The 23,152-nt window shown below is 34.3% G+C and carries 22 protein-coding genes and 1 pseudogene; 17 read left to right on the top strand and 6 right to left on the bottom strand.

The annotated features are described in order from the left end of the window. Position 1: 1 nt before the first annotated feature. The 6 genes from KTQ83_RS01230 to KTQ83_RS01255 all read left to right on the top strand — a co-directional run bounded on the left by KTQ83_RS01230 (position 2) and on the right by KTQ83_RS01255 (position 5,976). Entirely contained in the window at positions 2–454 is a 453-nt protein-coding gene (locus tag KTQ83_RS01230) for a PTS sugar transporter subunit IIA (RefSeq protein ID WP_217255813.1), read from the top strand. After that, positions 454–1,863 carry a PTS galactitol transporter subunit IIC gene (locus KTQ83_RS01235; protein WP_244975714.1) on the top strand — a complete coding sequence of 470 codons (1,410 nt, stop codon included), beginning with the start codon at positions 454–456 and terminating at the stop codon, positions 1,861–1,863. The genes KTQ83_RS01230 and KTQ83_RS01235 overlap by 1 nt, the downstream gene beginning before the upstream one ends. A gap of 3 nt (positions 1,864–1,866) precedes the next feature. After that, positions 1,867–2,562: an L-ribulose-5-phosphate 4-epimerase gene (araD, locus tag KTQ83_RS01240; protein ID WP_217255814.1), complete on the top strand. Its 696-nt coding sequence runs from the start codon at positions 1,867–1,869 to the stop codon at positions 2,560–2,562. 46 nt (positions 2,563–2,608) lie between these two features. Further along, positions 2,609–3,427 (top strand): transketolase, encoded by an 819-nt coding sequence (locus tag KTQ83_RS01245; protein ID WP_217255815.1) that lies wholly within the window; start codon positions 2,609–2,611, stop codon positions 3,425–3,427. Continuing rightward, positions 3,427–4,350: a transketolase family protein gene (locus KTQ83_RS01250; RefSeq protein ID WP_217255816.1), complete on the top strand. Its 924-nt coding sequence runs from the start codon at positions 3,427–3,429 to the stop codon at positions 4,348–4,350. The genes KTQ83_RS01245 and KTQ83_RS01250 overlap by 1 nt, the downstream gene beginning before the upstream one ends. A 600-nt stretch (positions 4,351–4,950) precedes the next feature. After that, a complete protein-coding gene (locus tag KTQ83_RS01255) occupies positions 4,951–5,976 on the top strand; it encodes a 3-deoxy-7-phosphoheptulonate synthase (RefSeq protein ID WP_244975715.1) in 1,026 nt (341 codons plus the stop codon). A 102-nt stretch (positions 5,977–6,078) separates the two neighbouring features. Here KTQ83_RS01255 and ftsH read toward each other — a convergent pair whose 3' ends face one another. The 5 genes and pseudogenes from ftsH to KTQ83_RS01280 form a co-directional block, all read right to left on the bottom strand. Beyond that, complete coding sequence (ftsH, locus tag KTQ83_RS01260) at positions 6,079–7,947, bottom strand: ATP-dependent zinc metalloprotease FtsH (protein ID WP_117925903.1); 1,869 nt, start codon at positions 7,945–7,947, stop codon at positions 6,079–6,081. Between the two features lie 120 nt (positions 7,948–8,067). Beyond that, positions 8,068–8,382, bottom strand: coding sequence for a PRD domain-containing protein (locus KTQ83_RS01265; RefSeq protein ID WP_367947721.1), 315 nt, complete (start codon positions 8,380–8,382; stop codon positions 8,068–8,070). A gap of 96 nt (positions 8,383–8,478) precedes the next feature. Then, positions 8,479–8,903 (bottom strand): annotated as a pseudogene (locus KTQ83_RS01270) (CAT RNA binding domain-containing protein); the annotation flags it as partial. Positions 8,904–8,921: 18 nt separating this feature from the next. After that, positions 8,922–10,352, bottom strand: a complete 1,431-nt coding sequence (locus KTQ83_RS01275) for a glycoside hydrolase family 1 protein (protein WP_217255820.1) — start codon at positions 10,350–10,352, stop codon at positions 8,922–8,924. Positions 10,353–10,362: 10 nt separating this feature from the next. After that, entirely contained in the window at positions 10,363–12,195 is a 1,833-nt protein-coding gene (locus tag KTQ83_RS01280; RefSeq protein WP_217255821.1) for a beta-glucoside-specific PTS transporter subunit IIABC, read from the bottom strand. Between the two features lie 247 nt (positions 12,196–12,442). Between KTQ83_RS01280 and KTQ83_RS01285 the strand changes: the two genes are divergently transcribed. The 4 genes from KTQ83_RS01285 (at position 12,443) to KTQ83_RS01300 (ending at position 14,775) form a co-directional block, all read left to right on the top strand. After that, on the top strand, positions 12,443–13,462 hold the full coding sequence (locus KTQ83_RS01285) for a sugar kinase (protein WP_217255822.1): 1,020 nt from the start codon (positions 12,443–12,445) through the stop codon (positions 13,460–13,462). Positions 13,463–13,616: 154 nt separating this feature from the next. Further along, on the top strand, positions 13,617–13,880 hold the full coding sequence (locus tag KTQ83_RS01290; protein ID WP_217255823.1) for a type II toxin-antitoxin system HicA family toxin: 264 nt from the start codon (positions 13,617–13,619) through the stop codon (positions 13,878–13,880). 1 nt (position 13,881) lies between these two features. Further along, complete coding sequence (locus tag KTQ83_RS01295) at positions 13,882–14,379, top strand: toxin-antitoxin system HicB family antitoxin (RefSeq protein WP_217255824.1); 498 nt, start codon at positions 13,882–13,884, stop codon at positions 14,377–14,379. A gap of 9 nt (positions 14,380–14,388) precedes the next feature. Further along, positions 14,389–14,775: a hypothetical protein gene (locus KTQ83_RS01300; protein WP_217255825.1), complete on the top strand. Its 387-nt coding sequence runs from the start codon at positions 14,389–14,391 to the stop codon at positions 14,773–14,775. A 56-nt stretch (positions 14,776–14,831) separates the two neighbouring features. Here the strand turns inward: KTQ83_RS01300 and KTQ83_RS01305 are convergent, their stop codons facing one another. Then, the gene (locus KTQ83_RS01305) at positions 14,832–15,155 is read right to left on the bottom strand and encodes an acylphosphatase (protein ID WP_217255826.1); all 324 of its coding nucleotides are present in this window, start codon (positions 15,153–15,155) and stop codon (positions 14,832–14,834) included. Between the two features lie 295 nt (positions 15,156–15,450). Between KTQ83_RS01305 and KTQ83_RS01310 the strand changes: the two genes are divergently transcribed. Genes KTQ83_RS01310 through KTQ83_RS01340 form a run of 7 tightly spaced genes read left to right on the top strand, consistent with a single transcriptional unit; the run spans position 15,451 to position 23,139 of the window. Continuing rightward, positions 15,451–18,075: a PRD domain-containing protein gene (locus KTQ83_RS01310; RefSeq protein ID WP_217255827.1), complete on the top strand. Its 2,625-nt coding sequence runs from the start codon at positions 15,451–15,453 to the stop codon at positions 18,073–18,075. A 2-nt stretch (positions 18,076–18,077) separates the two neighbouring features. Further along, a complete protein-coding gene (locus tag KTQ83_RS01315; protein WP_217255828.1) occupies positions 18,078–18,491 on the top strand; it encodes a PTS sugar transporter subunit IIA in 414 nt (137 codons plus the stop codon). Between the two features lie 20 nt (positions 18,492–18,511). Then, complete coding sequence (locus KTQ83_RS01320) at positions 18,512–18,976, top strand: PTS sugar transporter subunit IIB (protein WP_217255829.1); 465 nt, start codon at positions 18,512–18,514, stop codon at positions 18,974–18,976. 30 nt (positions 18,977–19,006) lie between these two features. After that, a complete protein-coding gene (locus KTQ83_RS01325) occupies positions 19,007–19,804 on the top strand; it encodes a PTS mannose/fructose/sorbose/N-acetylgalactosamine transporter subunit IIC (RefSeq protein ID WP_217255830.1) in 798 nt (265 codons plus the stop codon). Between the two features lie 16 nt (positions 19,805–19,820). Next, the gene (locus KTQ83_RS01330; RefSeq protein WP_217255831.1) at positions 19,821–20,660 is read left to right on the top strand and encodes a PTS system mannose/fructose/sorbose family transporter subunit IID; all 840 of its coding nucleotides are present in this window, start codon (positions 19,821–19,823) and stop codon (positions 20,658–20,660) included. A 51-nt stretch (positions 20,661–20,711) separates the two neighbouring features. Further along, positions 20,712–21,683: an SIS domain-containing protein gene (locus tag KTQ83_RS01335; RefSeq protein ID WP_117925935.1), complete on the top strand. Its 972-nt coding sequence runs from the start codon at positions 20,712–20,714 to the stop codon at positions 21,681–21,683. 46 nt (positions 21,684–21,729) lie between these two features. Next, positions 21,730–23,139 carry an MATE family efflux transporter gene (locus KTQ83_RS01340; RefSeq protein ID WP_342367242.1) on the top strand — a complete coding sequence of 470 codons (1,410 nt, stop codon included), beginning with the start codon at positions 21,730–21,732 and terminating at the stop codon, positions 23,137–23,139. Positions 23,140–23,152: the final 13 nt, after the last annotated feature.

A 23,152-nucleotide genomic window follows, 5' to 3' on the forward strand; every position in this document is an offset into this window, starting at 1 on the left:
AATGCTAAATGAAGAATTGATTTATTTAGATATGCCTTATTCTACACAAAATGAATTGTTCGAAGAAATGAGTAAAAAATTTCTAGAATTAGGCTATGTAAATGAAGAATATTTGGATGCATTGAAGAAAAGGGAAGAGGAATTTCCTACAGGAATCAAAACACAGGTGGCAGGACTTGCAATTCCACATGTTGATAGTAAGTATATCAAGAAGGCTGGAATTGCGGTAGTTCGATTAAAAAAACCAATTCTCTTTCAAGAGATGTGTACAAACAATGATGTAGATGTAAATCTAGTATTCATGTTACTTGTAAAAGATAAGTCAAAACAAGTAACGACATTAAGTGCTTTAATGGGTTGTTTTTCAAATGAAGAAGCTTTGAAGCAGTTAATGACAGGTTCAAAAACAGAAATTATAGAAGAATTAGAAAAAATTTTAGAGGAGAATGAATAATGGCAGTAATTAATGGTATTAAAAGTGCAATTATGTTGATCATTAATTTAGGACCAACCGTCATGATGCCAATCATTATGACAATTATTGGGTTGTGCTTAGGTGTAAAGTTTGCACGTTCGTTAAAAGGTGGTTTATTAGTAGGTATTGGATTTATCGGTTTGAATGCGACAGTTTCTATTTTAACAGGAGCTGTACAACCAGCCGTAGATAATATGGTTAAATTATTTGGCTTAAACTTAACAGTTATTGATGTTGGATGGCCTTCTGCAAGTGCTATCGCATTTGGTACAGCCGTTGGTGTTGCGATGATTCCATTAGGAATTTTCATTAACGTTATTATGTTGTTGACTAAGACAACTCGTACAGTTGATGTTGATATCTGGGATTTCTGGCACTTTGCCTTCTCAGGATCTATCGTTTATGCTTTAACTCATAATATGTTAATCGCATTATCTTTAGCTGCTGTAAACATGGTTGTAATTATGGTCATTGCAGATCGTACTGCTAAAGGAACAGAAGAAATCTTAGGTTTACCTGGAATCACATTCCCTCATGGATTAGCTGGTTCATTTGTTCCAATTGCTTATGTATTGGATAAAATTATTGATAAGATTCCTGGTATTAATAAAATTAAATTGGATGAAAACGCAATCAATAAAAAACTAGGTTTGATTGGTGATCCATCCATCTTAGGATTGATTGTTGGTTTAATTTTAGGTGTTGCAGGTTATGCATTTATGCCAAACTTAACTTTAGAATCTAAAGTAGGAAGTATTTTGACAATGGGTGTTACAGTTTCTGCTGTATTGGTTATTACTCCAAAGATGGCAGCCATCTTAATGGAAGGTGTTGTACCAGTTAGTGAAGGGGTTCAATCTATTATTCAAAAGAAATTCTCAGGTCACGGAAAAGTATATATTGGTCTAGACTGTGCTGCTGGTATTGGACACCCAGTTGTATTGGCTATGTCAGTTATCATGGTTCCAATTACATTATTACTAGCTATTATCTTACCTGGAAATGAATTCTTACCATTAGTTGGATTATGTGGTATTTGTTTCCAATTCCCATTAATTGTTGCGATTACTAAAGGTGATTTCTTCAGAACATTCTTAATTGGTATCGTTGTTATGGGTCTTGGATTATATATTGGTACAAACTTAGCGCCATTATTTACTTCAGCTGCTCAAGCTGCTCACTTCCCAATTCCAGATGGAGCTGCATTGATTTCAAGTATTGACTATGGATCAAACCCAATTCCTTGGTTGTTAGTTCAAATCACAAATTTAGGTCCAGTATTCATTATTGTAGTTATCGCATTAACCGTATTATTGGCTTTGTGGAACCGTAAACAAATTTTACGTGAAGAACAAGAAGAAGCTCAAGCTGCTAATCAAGGTGAATAGTAAATGTTAGAAGACTTAAAACAGCAGGTTTTAGAGGCAAATTTACAACTTGTAAAGAACAATCTAGTTATTTATACATGGGGAAATGTATCGGGTATTGATCGTGAAAAAGGATTGTTTGTGATCAAGCCATCGGGAGTTCCTTATGATAAATTGACGGCTGATGACATGGTTGTTGTAGATTTACAAGGAAATATAGTTGAAGGTAAATTGAATCCAAGCTCAGATACACCTACGCATCTAGCTTTATACAATGCTTTTGGTGAAATTGGTGGAATTGTGCATACACATTCAAAATGGGCTACCGCATGGGCACAGGCTGGTTGTGGCATTAAACCTATGGGAACAACACAGGCCGATTATTTCTATGGAGAAATTCCTTGTACTCGAGAAATGACAAAACAAGAAATCGAAGGGGATTATGAATTAGAAACTGGAAATGTGATTGTCGAAACATTTAAGGATAGACAAATCAATTCGGTATATGTTCCAGGCGTTCTTGTACATAGTCATGGACCATTCGCATGGGGAAAAGATGCAAATGAAGCTGTGTACAATGCAACAGTCATGGAAGAATGTGCTATGATGACCTATGTATCAACGCAATTAGCTCATGAAAATGTTTTTATGAGTCAAGATTTATTAGATAAACATTTTTTGAGAAAGCATGGAGCACATGCGTATTATGGACAAAGATAGAGAATGATTCATCAATCATTCTCTTTTTAAAAAGGAAGGGACAAAAATGACAAACGAAAAATTAAAAGTTCACGCCAATAACATTCGTAAAAATATTATTACTGAAGTCTATAGTGCAAAGTCAGGACATCCAGGAGGCTCATTGAGTGCGGCGGATATCATGACAGAACTATATTTTGAACAGATGGATATCAATAAGGAAAATGTAAATACAATCGATCGTGATCGTTTTGTATTGAGCAAGGGACATGCAAGTCCATTATTGTATGCAACTTTAGCTGAAAAAGGTTTTATTGATATGGAAGATTTAAAAGGATTTAGACATATTGATTCAAAATTACAAGGACATCCAAATATGAACTATGTAACAGGTGTCGATATGTCTACTGGATCTTTAGGACAAGGTATTTCTTGTGCAGTAGGTATGGCTATCACAAATAAAGTAGATGGAAACGATCATCGTATTTATGCATTACTTGGCGATGGCGAATGTGAAGAAGGACAAGTATGGGAAGCTTGTATGGCAGCAGCTCACTATAAATTGGATAACTTATGTGCGATTCTTGATTATAATCACCTTCAAATTGATGGAAATATTGATGATGTGATTTCACCAGAGCCATTCGCAAGTAAATTTGAATCTTTTGGATGGAACGTATTGGACGTAAATGGACATGATTTTGATGAATTAAGAAATGCATTTGAACAGGCTGAACAAGTAAAAAATAAACCAACTGTAATTATTGCTCATACTATTAAGGGTAAAGGTGTATCCTTTATGGAGAATAACTATGCATGGCATGGTGCAGCTCCAAATCAAGAACAATATGAGCAGGCAATGGAAGAATTAGGAGGTCTTGAATAATGGCAACAGCAACAAGAGAAGCATATGGTAAGACTTTGGCAAAACTAATTGTAGAACATGATGATTTATTTGTGTTGGATGCTGATCTTACAAAATCTACAAAGACAATCGAAGCTAAAAAGGCAAGACCTGAGCATCATTTCAATATGGGAATTGCCGAAGGAAATATGATGGCAGTCGCTGCAGGTATGGCTGCATCTAATAAAGTAGTGTACGCATCAAGCTTTGCGATGTTTGCGGCAGGAAGAGCTTTTGAACAGATTCGTAACAGTATCTGTTATCCAAACTTGAATGTAAAAGTATGTGCTACACATGCTGGAATCAGTGTAGGAGAAGATGGCGCTAGCCATCAGTGTATTGAAGACTTAGCTCTAATGCGCTCTATTCCAAATATGAAAGTATTCCAACCTTGTGATGCCAAACAGACTGAAGAAATTATTAAGGCTGTATACTCTATTGAAGGACCTTGTTATGTAAGACTAGGAAGACTTGGAGTTGAGGATGTATATGATGAAAATTACAAGTATGAATTTGGCAAGGGAAATGTACTAAAAAAAGGAGGCAAGGTAGCTATTATTGCTTCTGGATTAATGGTACAGGAAAGCTTAAAGGCGTATGATTTATTAGAAAATAAACCAACAGTTATTGATATTCCAACGATCAAACCTATTGATAAGGAATTGATCATTGAAACAGCGAAAACACATGATGTGATTGTAACTGTGGAAGAACACAATGTATATGGTGGTTTAGGTAGTGCAGTCAGTGAAGTGCTTGCACCAGAAGGAATCGCATGCAGACAATATATGTTGGGTATGCAGGATACGTTTGGCAGAAGTGGAAAACCTAAAGATCTATTAGATTATTATGGTTTGGATGCAAAGTATATTGCAGATAAAATTATGAGAATTACAGAAAAATAGTATTAAAAAACAAGTCACCTGATAACTGGGTGACTTGTTTAATGTTTATGGAAGATTTTTTTTGAAATTTACGTGATTTAATAATGTTTTCACATTGGATCTTTATAATAAAAATTGGCTACTGGATGTGGTTGGTGGTTGCCTCTTGTTAAGGAGTTTTGAAGCCTTGAATCTTGAATTCCAGGTAAGTAGATCCTTCTATTTTTTGCAGGAGGAAAGCTTATGTATATATATCTACATATTGATGTTGCTATGTGCTTATTTGCCATAGTAGAAATACTAAAAGTAACATTGATTATTATAGAAAAATGCAAAAAGCACTAATCACCACTAGCAATGGAAATAGATTAGTGCTTCAGCATTAACTATATTTCAGAGCAGCCACTGCTTTTCCAGTAGCTTTTCTCTATTTGTATTATACCGATAAAGGAATGGTTATGCAAATTTATTGGATTATTATGGTTTGGATGCTAAACATATCAAAGAATTTGTTGAATCATTAAAATAAGATGGAGTTTGACTTCATCTTTCTTTTTTTGAAAAAATTTTTAGAATATGATATTGTCAAAGGGTGATTAAAGAGGGATGTTGAATATGGATATGAAGAAGATACAGGAGTTACCAACTCCAGAAGAATTAAAGAAGGAGTTTCCTTTGCCTTATAAGGTGCAAAAAATCAAGAAACAAAGAGATCAGGAAATTGAAGATATTTTTACTGGAAAAGATGATCGTTTAATTTTAATTATTGGTCCTTGTAGTGCGGATCGTGAAGATTCGGTTTTAGACTATATGAATCGTTTGGCTGTTTTACAGGAAAAAGTAAAAGATAAGATTTTTATGATTCCACGTGTCTATACAAATAAACCTCGTACAAAGGGGGTTGGATATAAGGGGATGTTGCATCAGCCAGATCCACATGCCGAAGAGGATATGTTGAAGGGAATCATTGCGATTCGTAAACTGCATACAGATGTTGTAACACAAACTGATTTTACTTGTGCAGAAGAGATGCTGTATCCAGAAAATCATGCGTATTTATCGGATTTATTAGGATATGTTGCCATAGGGGCAAGAAGCGTTGAAAATCAACAACATCGTATAGTGGCTAGTGGTGTAGGAATTCCTGCAGGAATGAAGAATCCGACAGGTGGAGATCTTGCAGTCATGATGAATTCTATTGTGGCAGCGCAAGCCGATCAAAGATTTGTATATCGTGGCTGGGAAGTACAGACTGAGGGAAATCCACTAGCTCATGCGATATTAAGAGGATATGTGGATAAGTTCAATCATGCGCATGCGAATTATCACTATGAAGATTTGATGGAGTTGATTCACTTATATGAAAAGTCAGATTTAAAGAATCCGGCTTGTATTGTAGATTGTAATCACTCGAATTCAAATAAACAATATTTAGAACAGATTCGTATTGCCAAGGATGTTATGCATTCTAGAAGTAAATCGGAAGATATCAAAAAGCTGGTGAAAGGCTTAATGATTGAGAGTTATTTAGAGGATGGAAATCAGCCAACAGATGGTAATGTGTATGGAAAGTCGATCACAGATCCTTGTCTTGGTTGGGATAAGACAGAACAATTGGTTTTAGATTTATATAAGTTGTGCGATTAGGAAGCGTTGTAAAATGGTACCCACAAGTGAGTATCACAACTGTCACGTTGTTGTCCTCCTTATGGGTACCATTTTAGATTTTAAATGATCTTCATCCTTTTCTTAATATGTTTCCTTTGTAGAAATTTCAGCTGGCTTATTTAAGATATACATGAATTCTTCACCCGTAATTGTTTCTCTTTCATATAAGAATTTGGCAAGTTCATGTAGCTTCATTTTGTTGTCTTCTAGAATTTGATAAGCCTCGTCATGTGCTTTTTTAATTAATGTGATGGTTGCCTCATCAATCTTAGTCGCTGTTTCATTTGAACAAGCTAAGGATGTATCGCCACCCAAATATTGGTTGTTTACTGTTTCTAAAGCTGTCATACCAAATTCATCCGACATTCCTAATCGTGTAATCATGGCTCTGGCTAGTTTCGTGGCTTGTTCAATATCGTTGCTCGCACCACTTGTGATCGAATTAAAAATTAATTCTTCAGCACAACGACCACCTGTATACACCATGATTTTTTGGAAAGCTTCTTCTTTTGATAATAAGTTTTGTTCGTTTTCTTCTACTTGCATAGTGTATCCCAAAGCCCCTTTTGTACGAGGAATAATTGTGATTTTATGAACGGGAGCCGTGTTTTTACATTTGGCAGCCACTAAAGCATGTCCAATTTCATGATAAGAAACAATCATTCTTTCTCGATTTGAAATTACAGCCCCTTTCTTTTGTTCACCCGCAATAACGATTTCAATGGCTTCTTCCAAGTCTTTTTGAACCACCGTTTTACGATGGTCACGAACCGCTAATAAAGCCCCTTCATTAATGATGTTGGCAAGTTCGGCACCACTGGCACCTGCACTAGCTCTAGCGATTACGTTAAAGTCAATGTTGTTTGAGCATTTGATGTCTTTGGCATGTAATTTAAGAATGGCTTCACGACCGGCAAGATCAGGAAGTTCAACTGGAATTCTTCGATCAAATCGACCAGGACGTGTTAAAGCAGGATCTAATGAGTCAGGACGGTTTGTGGCGGCAAGCAATACGACGCCTTTGGATCCATCAAATCCATCCATTTCAGCAAGTAACTGGTTCAATGTTTGTTCACGCTCATCATTACCATTCATACCTGCACCATCACGTTTTTTACCAATGGTATCAATTTCATCAATAAATACAATACAAGGTGCTTTTTCACGAGCTTGTTTAAATAGGTCACGCACTTTAGCGGCTCCTCTACCAACAAACATTTCTACGAATTCACTACCTGAAATCGAGAAGAATGGAACGCCAGCTTCACCCGCAACGGCTTTGGCAAGTAGTGTTTTACCAGTTCCAGGAGGACCGACTAATAAGGCTCCTTTTGGCATCTTGGCACCAATCTCTTTATATTTAGCTGGATTGTTTAAGAAGTCTACAATTTCTTGTAGGTTTTCCTTCGCTTCTTCTTGTCCAGCTACATCCTTGAATGTTTTTCCCGTTTGTTCACCGACATAGACTTTGGCATTGCTCTTTCCTAGATTGCCTAGACCAAAACCAGAGCCTTGTGAAAATGACATTTGATCATCCCCGCCCATTTTCTTTTGCATACGCTTAAACATCCATGATCCAAATGCCCAGAAAATGATTAATGGTAAGAAAAAGGAAATTAAACTCGATAAAATTGGATTCATTTGTTCTTGATAGACTTGGCCAAACTTAGCTCCAGATTTATCCAAACGATTGACTAAATCTGAATCATTCATAACACCTGTTTTATATGTTTTATCTGTTGAATTTTTCTTTAATGTGTAATAAATATTGTGATTTTCAATTTGCACAGTATCTATCTTCTTTTCTTCAATTTTATTTAAGAAATCTGAGTAATTGGTGGTTTCAAGCTTAGATTGTTGAAACATAGGGAATACGATAAAGTTTAAAGCCATAATAACAATCAATATGATCATGTAATATCTATATAAAGGCTTCTTTTGTTTGTTCATGAGTGTTCCTCCTTATGAAATTGATTACATTATACACCTTATTAGCACTTTGACAAGTAGAGTGCTACATATTCCATAATTCCACATAATTTAAAAGAAAAAGTACCGCCATTGCGATACTTAATGAGTTGTGATACGCGTAATATGTACAATTAAATATATTTTTTCATCACGCGTAATTTGTTTATGTAGTAATCTATCGATATATTTTTCGATTTGTTCTACGCAGTCTAATGCAGAAGAATTCTTGATAATATATGTATAATATATATCATCATTTTCATTTTCAAGCATTTTATTTTCTAAAAGTCGTTGTAAGAAAAATTGCATGTGAACAACAAATCTTGAATAGTTTAGCGAATTCTCATCAATTGTATAGCCATAATGTAATTGAATGATTTGAAAAATATCTTTTAACATTTTGACCATCAACATACCATTTTCTGTTGAAAGATCGTTCGATTTGATTTGTGCATTCACAAAGTGAAAGGCAATGTTTCCGGCTTCTGTTTCAGGCAATTGAATATGAAGTGTTTCATTAATGTAGTCTACAGCTTGTAAACCAAGCATAAATTCATTTGGATAAAATTTTGGATTTCCCACAACATTCTATTTTGTAGAACAATGCCTTTTTCATATCTTTCTACCGCATATAACAAGTGATCTAACAAGGTCACAAAGATTTGTTTGTTGAATGGAGAAGAAATTTTAAGTTGTGCCATTTCAATGATGTGGTGCACAATTTCTAAATAGATGTCGGGTGCGTTTTCTAAAACTTGAAGATATCCATTTTTATTTGTACTATCTTGAAGAATGTATGTTTTTTCTATATCTTCATCTCTAATTTCGTCTCCTACTTTATAGTGAAAACGCAGCCCCTTTCCCATCACAATCATTTCCTCATGATTATCATTCACTAGAAGCATATTGTTGTTTAAAAATTTTTCGATAATCATGTGAAGCACCTCATCTACTTAGATATTCTTTCCGTTTTCCTCAATTACTTGTTTGTACCAGTAGAAACTGTCTTTTTTATATCGTTTTAATTCTTTTAAATCAAATTCATCACGATCGACATAAATGAATCCGTATCTTTTCTTATAGCCTTGATGTGTACTAACAACATCAATGGCAGCCCAAGGACAATAGCCAAGCCAAGGACAATAGCCAAGCATTTTGACACCATCTGTAATGGCTAAGCGCATTTGGTGAAGGTGTTTTTGAATAAAATCAATACGATATTGGTCATGAATACATCCATCTGGTTCTAATGTGTCATTGGCGCCAATTCCATTCTCTGTAATCAGAATAGGAAGTTGGTAACGTTCATATACCTTTCTTAAAGTATATCGGAATCCAACAGGATCAACAACCCATCCATACTGCGTTTTCTCTACGTATGGGTTCTCACTAGGTCGATATACGCCTTGTTCACCTAGCATAATTTGTTGGTCACCCGCTCTTGCAGTTACATCTGAAGCATCTCCTTTACTTGCAGCTATAGTTGCGGTTGAATAATAATTCATAGCGATAAAGTCTGGGTTTGCGCCTTTTAATGTTTCAAAGTCTCCATCTTGAATTTCTGGAGCGATATTACGATCTTTTAGGTAAGACCATGCCAAAGGGTGGTATTTTCCAAATGCACAAACATCGACAAAGTTCCAACAGCGAAGTACTTCCCAGTTGTGAGCGGCAATCGCATCATTTGGATTACAAGTAGCTGGATACATAGCTGTTAAATTTAGTGCAGGCCCGATTTTACCTTCTGGAACCATATTATGGAAGAGTTTCATGACTTTTGCCTGAGCAAGCATCATATGGTGGTTTTGTTGATACAAATCTTTTTTAGATGGTAATTTTCCGACTTTAGGTAAGCCGATTGCTCCAGGATGTAGAATCATCGTATTTTGTTCGTTGATCGTTAACCAGTACTTTACTTTTGATCCATAGTGGATAAATAATACTTTGGCATATTCAACAAAGGCTTCAATCGTATCACGGTTTAACCAACCACCCTTTTCTTCTAGGCAATATGGTAAATCAAAGTGATACATTGTAACAACAGGTTCGATGTTGTATTTTAAGCATTCATCAATGACATTATTGTAGAATTCGATGCCTTTTTCATTCACTTTACCCGTTCCATTTGGTAAGATACGAGTCCATGCGATAGAGAAACGATAAGCTTTTAATCCCATTTCTGCAAATAGGGCAATATCTTCTTTATATCTATGATAATGATCAGAAGCTACAGAGAAATCAGCAACATCACTTGGGTGTTCATACATGTCAATGATAGATGGGCTTTTACCATCTTCATCAATGGCACCTTCAACTTGGTATGCTGAGGTAGATGCTCCCCACAAAAAGTTTTGAGGGAAGTCTTTTAATTTAGAATAGTGCATGGTTTACCTCCTAGTCTAAAGAAATTAATTTGTTTCCATGTTGAGTTGTTGATTGTTTTTCAATTTGAATCGAACTGAAATTCTTTGAATTTGTGATGATGATTGGAGTGGTTGTGTCATAACCTTCTTCTTTGATTTTAGCTAAATCAAAAGTTAATAGTAACTGTCCCTTTTTAACTTCTTCATTGACTTGAATTTGAGGACTGAAATATTTTCCTTGTAGATTAACAGTATCAATGCCTATGTGCATTAAAATTTCTGTTCCATTCTTTGATTTTAATCCAATCGCATGACCTGTTGGGAAACATACAGTAATTGTTCCATCACAAGGAGCATATAAATTTCCTGTGCTTGGTTCGATTGCGATACCTTTTCCCATGATTTCTTGTGAGAAGACATCGTCATTTACTTCGGACAGTGATTTTACAGTTCCATCGCAAGGTGCAACAATTTCATCTTTTGAAACAGTATCTACTACTTCTTCTTGTGGTGCATCTTCTTTAAATCCTAGAATCCATGATGCGACAAAACCTACAACGAAAGAAATAATGATTGTGACAATGGCATGAACTACGTTCATAGGGTTTTTACCAATGAAGGCTGGAATAGCAGTTAATCCTGGTGAAACAAAGGCATAACGAACTAGGCCAGTAATTCCTGCATAGATACCTCCGGCAGCTCCACCAATCATAGAAGCAACAAATGGGCGTTTTAATTTTAATAGGACACCATATAAACATGGTTCAGTAATACCCATAACTGCTGTAAATCCAGATGAAGATGCAAGAGATTTTAAGTTTTCATCTTTTGCCTTTAGAGCAACCGCCAAAGTAGCACCACCTTGTGCAATATTGCTTGCTAACATACCAGGTCCATTTACGATTTCATATCCAAGTGTAGAAATTTGACTTGTCGCAATTGGAGTCATGGCCCATGCAGTACCTGTTAGTGTTAAGAATGGTTGGAAGGCTCCCATCAACATTGGAATCAACCAACTTACGTGTGCATTTAAATAGTTAGCGCCAGATTGTACTAAATCGTTTAATAAGTTTCCTAATGGACCAACAATGATTAATGCGATTGGTACAGAGATAAACATCACTAAAAGTGGTTTTAAGAAAAACTTGATAATAGATGGTGAGTATTTTTCGGCAAATTTTTCAATGTAAGACATGATCCACACGCTTAAAATAATAGGAATTACACTTGATGCATAGTCAACTAATACAACAGGAGCTCCAAAGAATGTTAATGGACTTCCTGCAGCGACTAAGCCTGACCATGTTGGGTGTAAAAGAGCACATGCCATAGTCATTGCCATGATTGGACTTGTTTTGAATTTTTGGCTAGCTCCATACGCTAAAAGGACAGGCATGAAATAGAATGGAGCATCGGAAATAAAGTTGATGATTTCATAAGTGGAACTTGCTTCATTAACTAAGTTAAATAAAACAAGAATAGATAATACAGCTTTGATCATACCACCGCCGATTAGGGCTGGAATCACAGGAGTAAATGTAGTGGAAATTACACTGATAATACGATTGACAATACTGCCTTTTTCTTCATCGGATTCTTCGTGAGAAGTAGAAGGAACATCTTTCATTTGGGATTGAATGGCTCTAAAAACGGATTGTACTTCATTGCCAATTACGACCTGGTATTGACCACCTTTTTCTACAACACTGATAACGCCGTTTAAAGATTCCACTTTTTTGGTGTTGACTTTATTCATGTCATAAAATTCGAATCTTAAACGAGTTGCACAATGTGTTAATTGTTTGATGTTGTCGATACCACCAATGCTTTGGATGATATCATTTCCTAATTGTTGATAATTCATATTCTCCTCTTTCTAGGCTGATGGCAATAAAAAAGACCAAGATAAAAGGAGCATTAAAAATGCAACTTAAATATCTTGGTCTTGCCTGCATTACCAGTAACAGCCGTTATTTACATGTAGGATGATAGCATAGCTAAAAATAAAATACAAGCACTTTTTGAAATCCCTTTCATGAAAGGACGAAAAAATAAGAATGAGTAGACATTAAAAAATGGTATAATTAAAGAGTTTATGGAGGATATATATTATGAAGGTAGTAACTTTTGGAGAAATCATGCTTCGTTTAAAGACACCAGAAAACTTGCGTATTATGCAAAGCGATGGTTTTGAGGCGAGTTATGGTGGTGCAGAGGCTAATGTAGCTGTAAGTTTAGCGATGTATGAAGATCAATGTGCTTTTGTATCTAAAGTACCAAATAACCCAGTGGGTATGTCAGCATTAAGTGAAATTCGTTATTATGGTGTAAATACGGATTATTTGGTTAGAGGTGGAGACAGATTAGGAATTTACTTCTTTGAAAAAGGAAGTGATATTCGTAGTACAAACGTTGTATATGATCGTGCATTTAGTGCTTTTTCACTATCTCAGCCAAGTGAATATCATTGGGAAAATATCTTAGAGCCAGGAGATGTTTTCTATTTTTCAGGCGTAACTCCAGCTGTATCTAAATATGTTGAGGATACAGTAAGAAGTGCTTTGAAGTATTGTAAGGAAAATGATATTCAAGTGATTTGTGATTTAAATTATCGTGGAAAAATGTGGTCTAAAGAACAAGCGCAAGTTGTCATGCGTGATTTAATGCAGTATGTAGATGTATGTATTGCCAATGATGAAGATTTTGAAGCAACACTAGGAATTCATGCCTTTGATGGTAACTTATCTACAGGTATTGATCAGATTGATACTTATAAAGAAGGTATGTTAGAAATTACTCGTCAATTCCCAAATGTGAAGAGTGTGACTAGTGTATTAAGAAATATGCATACTGTAGAAGAAGGAGATTGGATGGGCATCTATTACGTAGATGGAAAGTTCTACCAAAGTCCAATTCATAGAGTACATAGTTTAGAAGCTGTGGGAGCAGGAGATGCCTACGGTGCTGCATTTGTGCATGGACTAATCAATGGGTTTGATCCACAGAAAACAGTCGATTTCGCAATCAGTGCTAGTGTATTAAAGCTTATGATTCAACATGATTTTAATGTGGTAACACAAGAAGATGTATTTAAAATCATGAATTCTAAGAATACAAACTTATCTAGATAGAGTAAAAGATATCAGTTCAAATAAAATGAATTGATATCTTTTTTTATGAAATTTTCAGATTTAATGTCTTTTTCACATTGGGTTGTTAAACTTAAATATGTAGATAATTATACATAAATGATATTGAATATGATATCATATAAGAAAGGACCGAATGTCAAAAATTGAAAAGTTAATTGCGAAGATTGAGAATTATAAATCTGGAAATAAAATAGAATTTTCCGATTTAGAGAAGTATTTAAAATATTTTGGTTTTAAGAAGAAAAATCAAAATGGAACAAGTCATGTAATATTTACACATGATTTGTTAGATAGGCCTTTCCCAATTCCTAAACATGGGAATAGTGTAAAAGAAGTATATGTAAAAAAAGCGGTAGAATTAGTTGAAGAGATTAATTACAGAAAGGAAGAGAGATAGTATGGATTATGCAATGAAAGTATATCCTATGCATTTGGAAAATGGAAAAACAGAATGGTGTGTTGAATATCCAGATTTAAAAGGGTGTGTAGGTGGTGGAGATACAATTGAAGAGGCAATTGCCGATGCAGAAGCTTCAAAAAGAGTATATTTAAATTATTTAAAAGATGAAGGAATAGAATTACCGGTTCCAAAAGAGGAAGGGGGTCTTCCTAGTGGAAAAATAGCTTTGAGGGTTCCTAAAACGACGCACAAGCAATTGTTAGAAAATGCACAAATGGATGGAGTGAGTCTAAATGCGTATATTAATACAGCTATTAGTGAAAAAATTGGACGAGCTTCATTTTCAAATCAACGCATATTGGAGTTGGAACAAGAGTTAGCTTATTATAAATTTAAGGATAAAAATTTAGTAGATAAGCAAAATATAGGTCATGAATTTAAGAAATTTAGTGTTGGAAATATTGTGTTAAGGTCATTAAAAGATTTTAATGTATAAGGAGATTATATGTTGCAAATAACTGGAGTGAATTTATATTTGGAAAGTATCAAATATTCAGTAGAACAAGTATCTACAGGAAATGAAAATGTTCAAGTTTCTCGATTGTTAGAAATTGTGGATTGTACTGAAACAAAAATAAGTGTTCGCTTAAGAAAAGAGTTAAAATCCAAAAATTTAAATGCTCCTTTTTTAGATATTTCTTCAATCGGGGAATTCTATTTGTCGGATAAAGCAATGCAAAATTTTGATAGTATAAGGGATATGCAAGACTATGTAGAAAAGCGATTGGATTTTCTAGTTGACAAAGTGCAAATGGATGCTTATCTATCGCAGTTGATTGCGAATGTTACAGGATCCTTTGGTAACGCGCCTGTTGTGATTCTATCGGAATAACGCAATTATTTCTTGATACAAAAAAACAATGCTCTAACTCATGAGCATTGTTCAAGTTAATAGATAATACTAAAATCATTCTCATAATAATCTAAAGGAATATCCTTTCCACTGATAAAGTCAATTTGAATACGATCAATATTTTGAAGGTCTAAAATGACTTTATTAATATCATTAGGTTTTCCCTGAAATTGTGCTGTGACACTACCATCATCATTATTTTTGGCATAGCCTGTAATACCTAATGGTTTGGCATGGCTTTGTACTTCAAAACGAAAACCAATGTTTTGAACATTTCCTTCAAAATGAAATTCCTTGCGAATTGTCCCTGGTGGCAATTCTCTTTTTATTTTCTCTTTCTTTTTAAAAAATCTAAACATAATCTTTAATCCTCTGACTATATTATAATGCAAAACAAAAAATGATGCGGTGCATTTTTTTGTGATAACGCTTAGATTTATAGACTAATTCATCAATTTGAAATTAGTATTGGTACTTGTGTCGACACAAAATCATAAAAAAAGAAAATGAGTCGATTATTTAAAAGATATAACAATAATGTGTCGAATGCTATAACAATTGACGAAAAAATAGAATAAAATAAAAAATGTGTTGTAAATAATTAACAAAAATATTTTCGAATTATTTTTGGATAGAATGGAGATGGTTAAAGATATGAACAAGACAACAAAGGAACTGATCAGTGAATATTTGGCTGATCAAACTAAAAAATTTGATTTAGTACATGCGGATGCGTTTACTACAGTTGCAATATCTGATGCACTTCATATTTCACGAACTATTACAAGCCAGTACTTGAATGAGTTGTGTGAATCTAATGAAGTGTTCAAGGTTAAAAGTCGACCTGTGTATTTCTTTAATACTCGCTGCTTGAACCAAAGATATGGAATCAACGTTGAGAATTATGAATTTATTGATCTTGAAGAAATGGTTGAGTTTTTGCAAGATAATGGTCAACTAACTGATGTGTTTGCTGAACTGATAGGTCATGATGGTTCGTTAAAGCGAGTAATCAAAAGGTGTACGGAAGCCTTTAATTATCCGCCAAACGGTTTATCATTCGTAATCTATGGTAATGAGGGTACTGGGAAGAAGAGCTTAGCAAAACTTATTTGTAAGCATTCCATCCTTAGTAAGGGAATTCTTGATAAGGATGCCAAAATTGCTGAGTACGATCTCTCAGTGGTTGATCCATTATCGATTCATCAGCAATTACAAGATTGTATAAATGCAAACAAACAGAATTCGCTATGTATTATCCTATCGCATTTTGAAAAAATCAGTGATTCATTGACTGGATACTTGATTCGATTCTTTGAAAAAAAGCAGAATGATCGTATTCATTTTATCTTTCTATCAAATGAAAGACCTGATGATTACCTTCCTTCATCTTTGGGAAAATATATACCAATTGCGGTTAAACTAAAAGATTTTAGTGAAAGACCAAAGGAAGAACGAGAAGGAATTATTGTTGAGCTTTTCCGAAAAGAGGCAGCAAGTTTACATGTTCATATGTTGATTTGTTCAAATGTCTTAAAGACATTATCTAACTTTCAACCAAATCAGAATGTTGAAGAAATATTTAAAAAAGTGAAACTGATTTGTGCTCAGGCTATAAGTAATCAAAAAAGTGATACAGTGACTATTCATACGTATTATCTTCCAGAAGAAATGTTTGAGTCACTAGAAATCTCAAGTGAGAATATCTCTTATATTGATTGTGATACGTATACAAAAAGTAGCAAAATCAGCCAATTTGATGAATTATTTACTTCGGTAATCAAGTTGTGTGTTAAGAAAGAAAGTAACCTTATTGAAAAGTATAGAAGCATTTACGATTTGATTGTAGAAACAATTATGAGTACTTCTAGAAATGAACAGACACTAAAGGGAACAGAAGCTACATTAGCCTTAATTGTGAATCAGGTTGCAAAAAAGCACTTTATCAATATTCCAGGAAACTTTACGTTCGTTGTAGCAAAGTTGATGTACATCTATGAAGAGAACGAATCAATGTTTAAACAACGCGAAGATAAAGAAAAGGTAAATATTGAAGCAGCTTTAAATAAAGTGAAGAGAATGTATGTCAGTGAAGCAATGATTGCGAATGAGATTAAATCTCTTTGCATGTCAAATCTTGAAAAGGAAATTCCTGGCATAGTTCAATTGATTATGATCTTAACTATCGCAGCTTATAACGTTGAGTTAAATAAGAATAAAACATTTGGAGTCATTATCTGTCATGGTTATTCAACTGCTTCTTCAATGGCAGCGGCAGTTAATTCACTAATTGGATCTTACATATTTGATTCAATCGATATGCCAGTAACGACAACAATGGAAGAAATTCGGGCAACTCTAAGAGATAAATTGTCTAGAGTTAACGCTTATGCAGACCTTTGCATTATGGTCGATATGGGTTCATTGGAAAACATTGCGGATGAGGAATTCACAAAAAACAGAAATGTGGCACTTATAAACAACGTAACAACAAAAATGGCTTTAGATATCGGCTATAAGATTAAAAACGGTGACCCAATTGATCGATATTTTATAGATGCAGATAAGAACTACAAGGTAGATTACGCTATCTTAAAGGGTAAGAAGAAAGATGTCATTTTATTTACGAGTGAAAGTGGATTACAGACATCTCAAAGAATGGCAGACTTATTTGCAGATTCCTTCCCGGAAGAAATACCTGTTGATTTAAGAGCTGTACCGTTTGATTCATTGATTGATGATATTAATGAACTTCAACAAATGTACAACATACTATTTATAACAGGTACAGACAATCCGTTAATAAGTGACGTTGTATTTATTCCATTAGAGGATATTGTGACAACGACAAACTTGGATTTGGTGTCATCAAAATTAAATATGTATTTGGATGATAACAATTTAAAACAATTGATTATCAACATTCGTACAAACTTTTCTTTGATGAATGTGTTGAATTATTTAACGATTTTAAATCCAAAACCACTTATGGATGAGACAACAATCGCGGTTGAAGATTTACAGAAACGTCGCCATGTGGAACTTGAAGGTAGAACGCTGGTAGGTATTTATATTCACGTTTGTATTCTTGTTGAAAGACTTGTAACTAAAACAGGAATGATTCGAGAAGACAGTGCAACGGAAGCATTTGTGAAAGAGCATGGAGATTTTATAGAGGATATAAAAGCATCGTTTGGAAATATAGAGAAACATTATAGTATCCAAATTCCGGATTCTGAAATGAAATATATTTATTCGTTTATTTATAGGGAGGATTGAATATGAGTAAAAGAAAAATAGTTATTGCGACACATGGAACGCTTGCAGAGGGGTTTAAATCAGCACTACAAATTATTGCCGGGGCTGAAAATGTAGAAGCGTTTAATTGTTATACATCGCCAGATTTTAATCTTCAAGAAACAATTCAAAAAGTAATGGACTCTAAAGGTTCAGAAGAAGAATTGTTTGTATTCACAGATTTGTTTGGTGGATCAGTAAATAATGGGTTTGTCGCAGCTTTGAAAACATATGATTTCCATCTAATTACAAATACTAGTTTAGGACTCTTGATTGATTTTATCTTGATGGAGCCTGATGTAGAAACTTTGAAAAAGAAGTTTGATGAAAAAGAATTTAATGCTGTTTATTGTAACGACTTTATAAGCAATATGACGGACATTGAAGATGATCTGTAAGAGAAACGGAGGTGAAAATTATGATTAAAGCACTACGGATCGACCATCGATTGGTACATGGGCAAGTAGCATTTACTTGGACACATTTCTTGGGAGCAACGAGAATAATTGTTATTGATGATAAAGCAGCTGGAGATGATTTCCAAAAGATGGCATTAAATATGGCAAAACCAGCAGGAGTTAAATTGAATGTATTCTCTGTAGCTAAAGCAGTTGAAAGAGCAGAAAAGATTGATTCATTAAGTGATTCGGTATTCATTATTTTTGGATCAACAAAAGATGCAGCAGGATATATCACAGCACATCCAGTATTTAAAGAATTGAATCTTGGTGGTATTGCCAAAAAAGATGGGTCAAAAAACTATGGAGATGTAGTTTATTTGACACCTGAGGAAGAGGAAGATCTTCGTAAGATCAAAGCAACAGGTTGTCAATTGTTCATGCAACAATTGCCAACAACAAAACGTGAATCATTAGATTTATAATTCTTAAATTTGTAGAAGGAGAAGTTATTTATGAAATTAGCTTATACACTAATCGTGGTTTTAATTTCTATTATGATGAAATTAGATTCCAGAATGTTTGGACGTCTAAACTTCGAAAGACCATTATTGACATGTACAATTTGTGGTTTGTTACTTGGTAATTTACAAGTTGGTTTAGCAGTTGGAGCCCAAATGGAATTGGCAACATTAGGTATGATGTCAATTGGTGCTTCTGGAATTGATATGAACATGGGTTCTTTAGTTGGTTGTGCAATTTGTATTATGTCAGGTGCAAACATCGAAACAGCAATCACAATTGCAGTACCAATGACATTGTTATCAACAATTATCGAAACTTGTGCGGATGTAATTCGTATTCAATTTACACACATGATTGATGCAGCTGTTGAAAGAGAAGATTTCAAAAAAGCTAAACGTATTGATATCGTATACGGACCATCATTATATGTAATTTGTACAATCATTCCAGTATTCTTATCAGTATACTTTGGAGCAGATCTTGTACAATCAATCGCTAGTGTAATTCCTGCATGGGTTACTGATGGTGTTACATTAGGTGCCAACATCATCGCATTCTTCGGATTTGCAATGTTATTAACTACAATGGTTAACAAAAATACAGTTGTATATTTCTTCGCTGGATTCTTGTTAGCTGCTTATTCTGGATTGGATTTAACAGCAATCGCCCTAATCGGTATTGTTATTGCATTGATTCTTTATACAGTTAAATACACTGGTGGCGGTGTGAAAGCGGCAGTAGCTTCTAGTTCGAATTCCTTAGATGAATTAGAAGATTTAGATAACTAAGAAGGGAGAACTACTTATGTCTATTAAAGGTTTAGAAGCACAAAGAAATTATCCACTAAATAAAAAGTTAAAAGAAATCTTCTGGGGTTCTTGGTGTATGCAAACAAACTGGAACTATGAAAGACAGATGAATACAGCTTTTATGTATGGTATGTCTAAAACAATTGATCGTTTGTATCCAGATCCAGATGAAATAGATAAGAAAAAAGAAGCATATCAAAGACACCTTGAGTTCTTTAACATCACACCACAGTGTGCATCATTGGTTTACGGTATTTGTATTGCCATGGAAGAAGAATATGCTGAACATCCAGATACATTTGATCCAGGTGCAATCAATGCAGTTAAAGTTGCTTTGATGGGTCCTTTATCAGGTATTGGTGATTCATTGTTCCAAGGAACAATTCGTATTATCGCAATGTCAATTGGTATTTCATTAGCTCAACAAGGAAGTATTGTAGGACCAATCTTAGCAGCGCTGATCTCTATTGGAACTTCAGCTCCATTTACTTGGTTCATGGGTAAATTGGGTTATACAAAAGGACAAGATTTCGTAAGACAAATGGCAGAAGCAGATTTGATGGAAAAAGTAATGTTTGGATGCTCAATTGCAGGTTTATTCGTAATTGGTGGTATGTCAGCTTCATTAGCAAACTTAACAACTCCACTTAAATTTGGAGAAGCATTCGTATTACAAAATGTATTAGATGGTATTATGCCAAAAATGATTCCACTTGCAGTAACTTGGATTATGTACTTCATTATTAAATCAGGAAAAGTTAAACCTATGGTTGTAATCTTGAGTTGCTTCGTTATTGGAATTGTATTGAATTACTTTGGTATTCTAGCTTGCTAAAGCTTTGAATAAAAATATTTTAAGATCGAAAAGGAAAAGAGGGTAAAAATTATGTTCGATGTAAAAAAGATGATTGAAGAAATCGCAGCAAAAAAGGAAATCAAAAACGTTAGTTTCGTTGGTTGTGGAGGGTCATTAGCATGTTTCTTTGCTCCTCACTATTATGTAACTCATGAAGCTAAAACATTGACAACATTGTATGAAAATGCTAATGAATTTACAAATGACACACCTGCATTCATCAATGAAAATGCAATCGTTGTATGTGCTAGCCGTAGAGGTAATACTCCACAAACTGTTGAAGCAGCTAAAAAAGCAAAAGAATGTGGTGCTACAGTAATTGGATTACAATTAGAAACAGGTACACCATTAGAAGAAATTTGTGATTACATTGTACAGTTCAAAGATACTGGAGCAGATGGTGCTTTATATGAAGAATCAAAGAGTTCTTTAGCATTACAAATCGCTTATGAAACTGTAAATGTTGTTGAACATAATACAGAAACTTACGAAAAAATGGTTGCAGCTACTAAGAAAATGAATGACATCATTCCTGCAGCAGTTAAAGCTTGTGTACCAGATGCAGTTAAATTCTCTGTAGACTATGCAAATGATGACATTATCTACACTATGGGATCAGGTACAGGTTATGCTGGAGCTCACCAACAAACAATTTGTATCTTCATGGAAATGCAATGGATCAACTCATCAGCAATTCACTCAGATGAATTCTTCAATGGACCATTCGAAATCACTGAAAAAGATACAGCTTACTTAATGCTTAAATCAACTGGTGCAACTAGAGCCGTAGATGAAAGAGCTCTTCGCTTCTTAAGCAAATTCAATAACCACACAACAGTATTAGATGGATATGACTATGGTATGAAGGAACTTGGAGAAGTTTCAGGATATTTCGATCATGACTTCTACAGCGAATTATTGGATGTTTATAACAATCTATTAGCAGATCGTCGTCAACACCCATTAAGCTGGAGAAAATACATGTGGAAATTTAACTACTAAAAATAGTTATTTCTCATAATTTTTCAAGTCAGTAGTCAGACGACTACTGACTTTCTTTTTAGGCTACATGGAAGGGGGTAATAAAATGGATACAAAAAAAATAGATGCTAAGATTCGGCATATTTTAATTCCTGCTATTTTAGAGAATGCTTTTTTGATTTTGTCTGACATGATTTTAACTGGATATATTGGTCGATTAACCATATCTGAGATTAGTGCTTATGGTATTTCAACAAGAATCTACGGTATTTATTTTTCAATACTTAAAGGATTTGGAATCGGAGCTATGGTTGTTTTTGCTAGAGCGTTTGGCTCAAAAAACAAGGAGAAAGGGTTACTGTATTATAAGCAAGCCTTAATAATTTCGCTTTTTGTGGCGGTGATTGCAGCGGTTGGAATTTGGTTATTTCCAAATGAACTGTTATCTACAATGAGTACAGATTCAAGGCTATTAACTTATGGTGCTTCTTTCCTGAAAGTTCATGTATTGGCGTATCCGTTATTAGCTATAATTCATTTGAATTCAGCAGTATTTCAGGCGGATGGAAACACAAAAACGCCACTTTATATTGCTACAATAGGAAATGGGATAAGTGTTGTTTTAGGGTATATTTTGATTTTAGGGTTTGGACCTGTAAAAGGATTAGGTCTTTATGGAGCTGCTATCACAAATAATGTTCGAATTATAGTAATGATGTTAGTAGGTCTTTATCTGTTATTTGCTAAAAATGGTATGTTTGATCGTGTGAAAATTGAAAAACCAATATTTAATATGGATATGATCAAAGACGTATTGAAGTTTGGCGTTCCAACTGCAATAGGGAATTCTTTCTGGAATTTTGCTTCTGTCTTTTTATCAACTTTCATTCTAACTTATGGAGAAAAATTCTATGCTGCTTATCAAATTGGATTACAGGCAGAAGGGTTCTGCGATATGATGGCTTCTGGTTTCTTGACGGCTTCGATGGCTTTAGCTAGCCAGGCAATAGGAGCAAATGATGAGAAGATGTATAAATCGGCATATCAAAGATTGAGCTTTTATTGTTTAATCATTAGTGGAATTAATATGATATTCTTGCTTTTGTTCTCAAAACAGGTTTTGTATTTGTTGACGGACAAAGAGGAATTGGTTGCTATTGCACATTTATATTTATTGCTGATGGTTTTCTCACAATTCCCGGAAATGAAATCAAAAGTATTATATGGATATATTCGATCTGCAGGATCAAGCACATTACCTACGGTAATAGATACAATTGGTATTTGGGGCGTTCGTGTGTTCTTATGTTACTTAGTTAGCACAGTTTTAAAAATGGATATTGTATGGATATGGTGGATTATTAATGCGGATCAATGGGTAAGATATTTATTATCTTTATTGGTATTTGTGGTAAAAAAATTAAATAATTATCTAAGTGTATCTCCATACAAAGTTGCTAGATGTAGAGGAAGATAATGAATCGTATTTG

Source organism: Holdemanella porci, from assembly GCF_019052655.1.
GTDB lineage: Bacteria > Bacillota_I > Bacilli_A > Erysipelotrichales > Erysipelotrichaceae > Holdemanella > Holdemanella hominis.

What these genes read in the sequence shown, in the direction of transcription:
- KTQ83_RS01300 (WP_217255825.1), top strand. Translation starts at nt 14,389, where the DNA reads ATGTTGCAAATAACTGGAGTGAATTTATATTTGGAAAGTATCAAATAT.
- KTQ83_RS01265 (WP_367947721.1), bottom strand. Translation starts at nt 8,382, where the DNA reads ATGTTGATGGTCAAAATGTTAAAAGATATTTTTCAAATCATTCAATTA.
- KTQ83_RS01305 (WP_217255826.1), bottom strand. Translation starts at nt 15,155, where the DNA reads ATGTTTAGATTTTTTAAAAAGAAAGAGAAAATAAAAAGAGAATTGCCA.
- KTQ83_RS01295 (WP_217255824.1), top strand. Translation starts at nt 13,882, where the DNA reads ATGGATTATGCAATGAAAGTATATCCTATGCATTTGGAAAATGGAAAA.
- KTQ83_RS01325 (WP_217255830.1), top strand. Translation starts at nt 19,007, where the DNA reads ATGAAATTAGCTTATACACTAATCGTGGTTTTAATTTCTATTATGATG.
- KTQ83_RS01275 (WP_217255820.1), bottom strand. Translation starts at nt 10,352, where the DNA reads ATGCACTATTCTAAATTAAAAGACTTCCCTCAAAACTTTTTGTGGGGA.
- KTQ83_RS01250 (WP_217255816.1), top strand. Translation starts at nt 3,427, where the DNA reads ATGGCAACAGCAACAAGAGAAGCATATGGTAAGACTTTGGCAAAACTA.
- KTQ83_RS01315 (WP_217255828.1), top strand. Translation starts at nt 18,078, where the DNA reads ATGAGTAAAAGAAAAATAGTTATTGCGACACATGGAACGCTTGCAGAG.
- KTQ83_RS01310 (WP_217255827.1), top strand. Translation starts at nt 15,451, where the DNA reads ATGAACAAGACAACAAAGGAACTGATCAGTGAATATTTGGCTGATCAA.
- KTQ83_RS01235 (WP_244975714.1), top strand. Translation starts at nt 454, where the DNA reads ATGGCAGTAATTAATGGTATTAAAAGTGCAATTATGTTGATCATTAAT.
- KTQ83_RS01290 (WP_217255823.1), top strand. Translation starts at nt 13,617, where the DNA reads ATGTCAAAAATTGAAAAGTTAATTGCGAAGATTGAGAATTATAAATCT.
- KTQ83_RS01245 (WP_217255815.1), top strand. Translation starts at nt 2,609, where the DNA reads ATGACAAACGAAAAATTAAAAGTTCACGCCAATAACATTCGTAAAAAT.
- KTQ83_RS01255 (WP_244975715.1), top strand. Translation starts at nt 4,951, where the DNA reads ATGAAGAAGATACAGGAGTTACCAACTCCAGAAGAATTAAAGAAGGAG.
- KTQ83_RS01230 (WP_217255813.1), top strand. Translation starts at nt 2, where the DNA reads ATGCTAAATGAAGAATTGATTTATTTAGATATGCCTTATTCTACACAA.
- ftsH (WP_117925903.1), bottom strand. Translation starts at nt 7,947, where the DNA reads ATGAACAAACAAAAGAAGCCTTTATATAGATATTACATGATCATATTG.
- KTQ83_RS01320 (WP_217255829.1), top strand. Translation starts at nt 18,512, where the DNA reads ATGATTAAAGCACTACGGATCGACCATCGATTGGTACATGGGCAAGTA.
- KTQ83_RS01280 (WP_217255821.1), bottom strand. Translation starts at nt 12,195, where the DNA reads ATGAATTATCAACAATTAGGAAATGATATCATCCAAAGCATTGGTGGT.
- araD (WP_217255814.1), top strand. Translation starts at nt 1,867, where the DNA reads ATGTTAGAAGACTTAAAACAGCAGGTTTTAGAGGCAAATTTACAACTT.
- KTQ83_RS01330 (WP_217255831.1), top strand. Translation starts at nt 19,821, where the DNA reads ATGTCTATTAAAGGTTTAGAAGCACAAAGAAATTATCCACTAAATAAA.
- KTQ83_RS01285 (WP_217255822.1), top strand. Translation starts at nt 12,443, where the DNA reads ATGAAGGTAGTAACTTTTGGAGAAATCATGCTTCGTTTAAAGACACCA.
- KTQ83_RS01335 (WP_117925935.1), top strand. Translation starts at nt 20,712, where the DNA reads ATGTTCGATGTAAAAAAGATGATTGAAGAAATCGCAGCAAAAAAGGAA.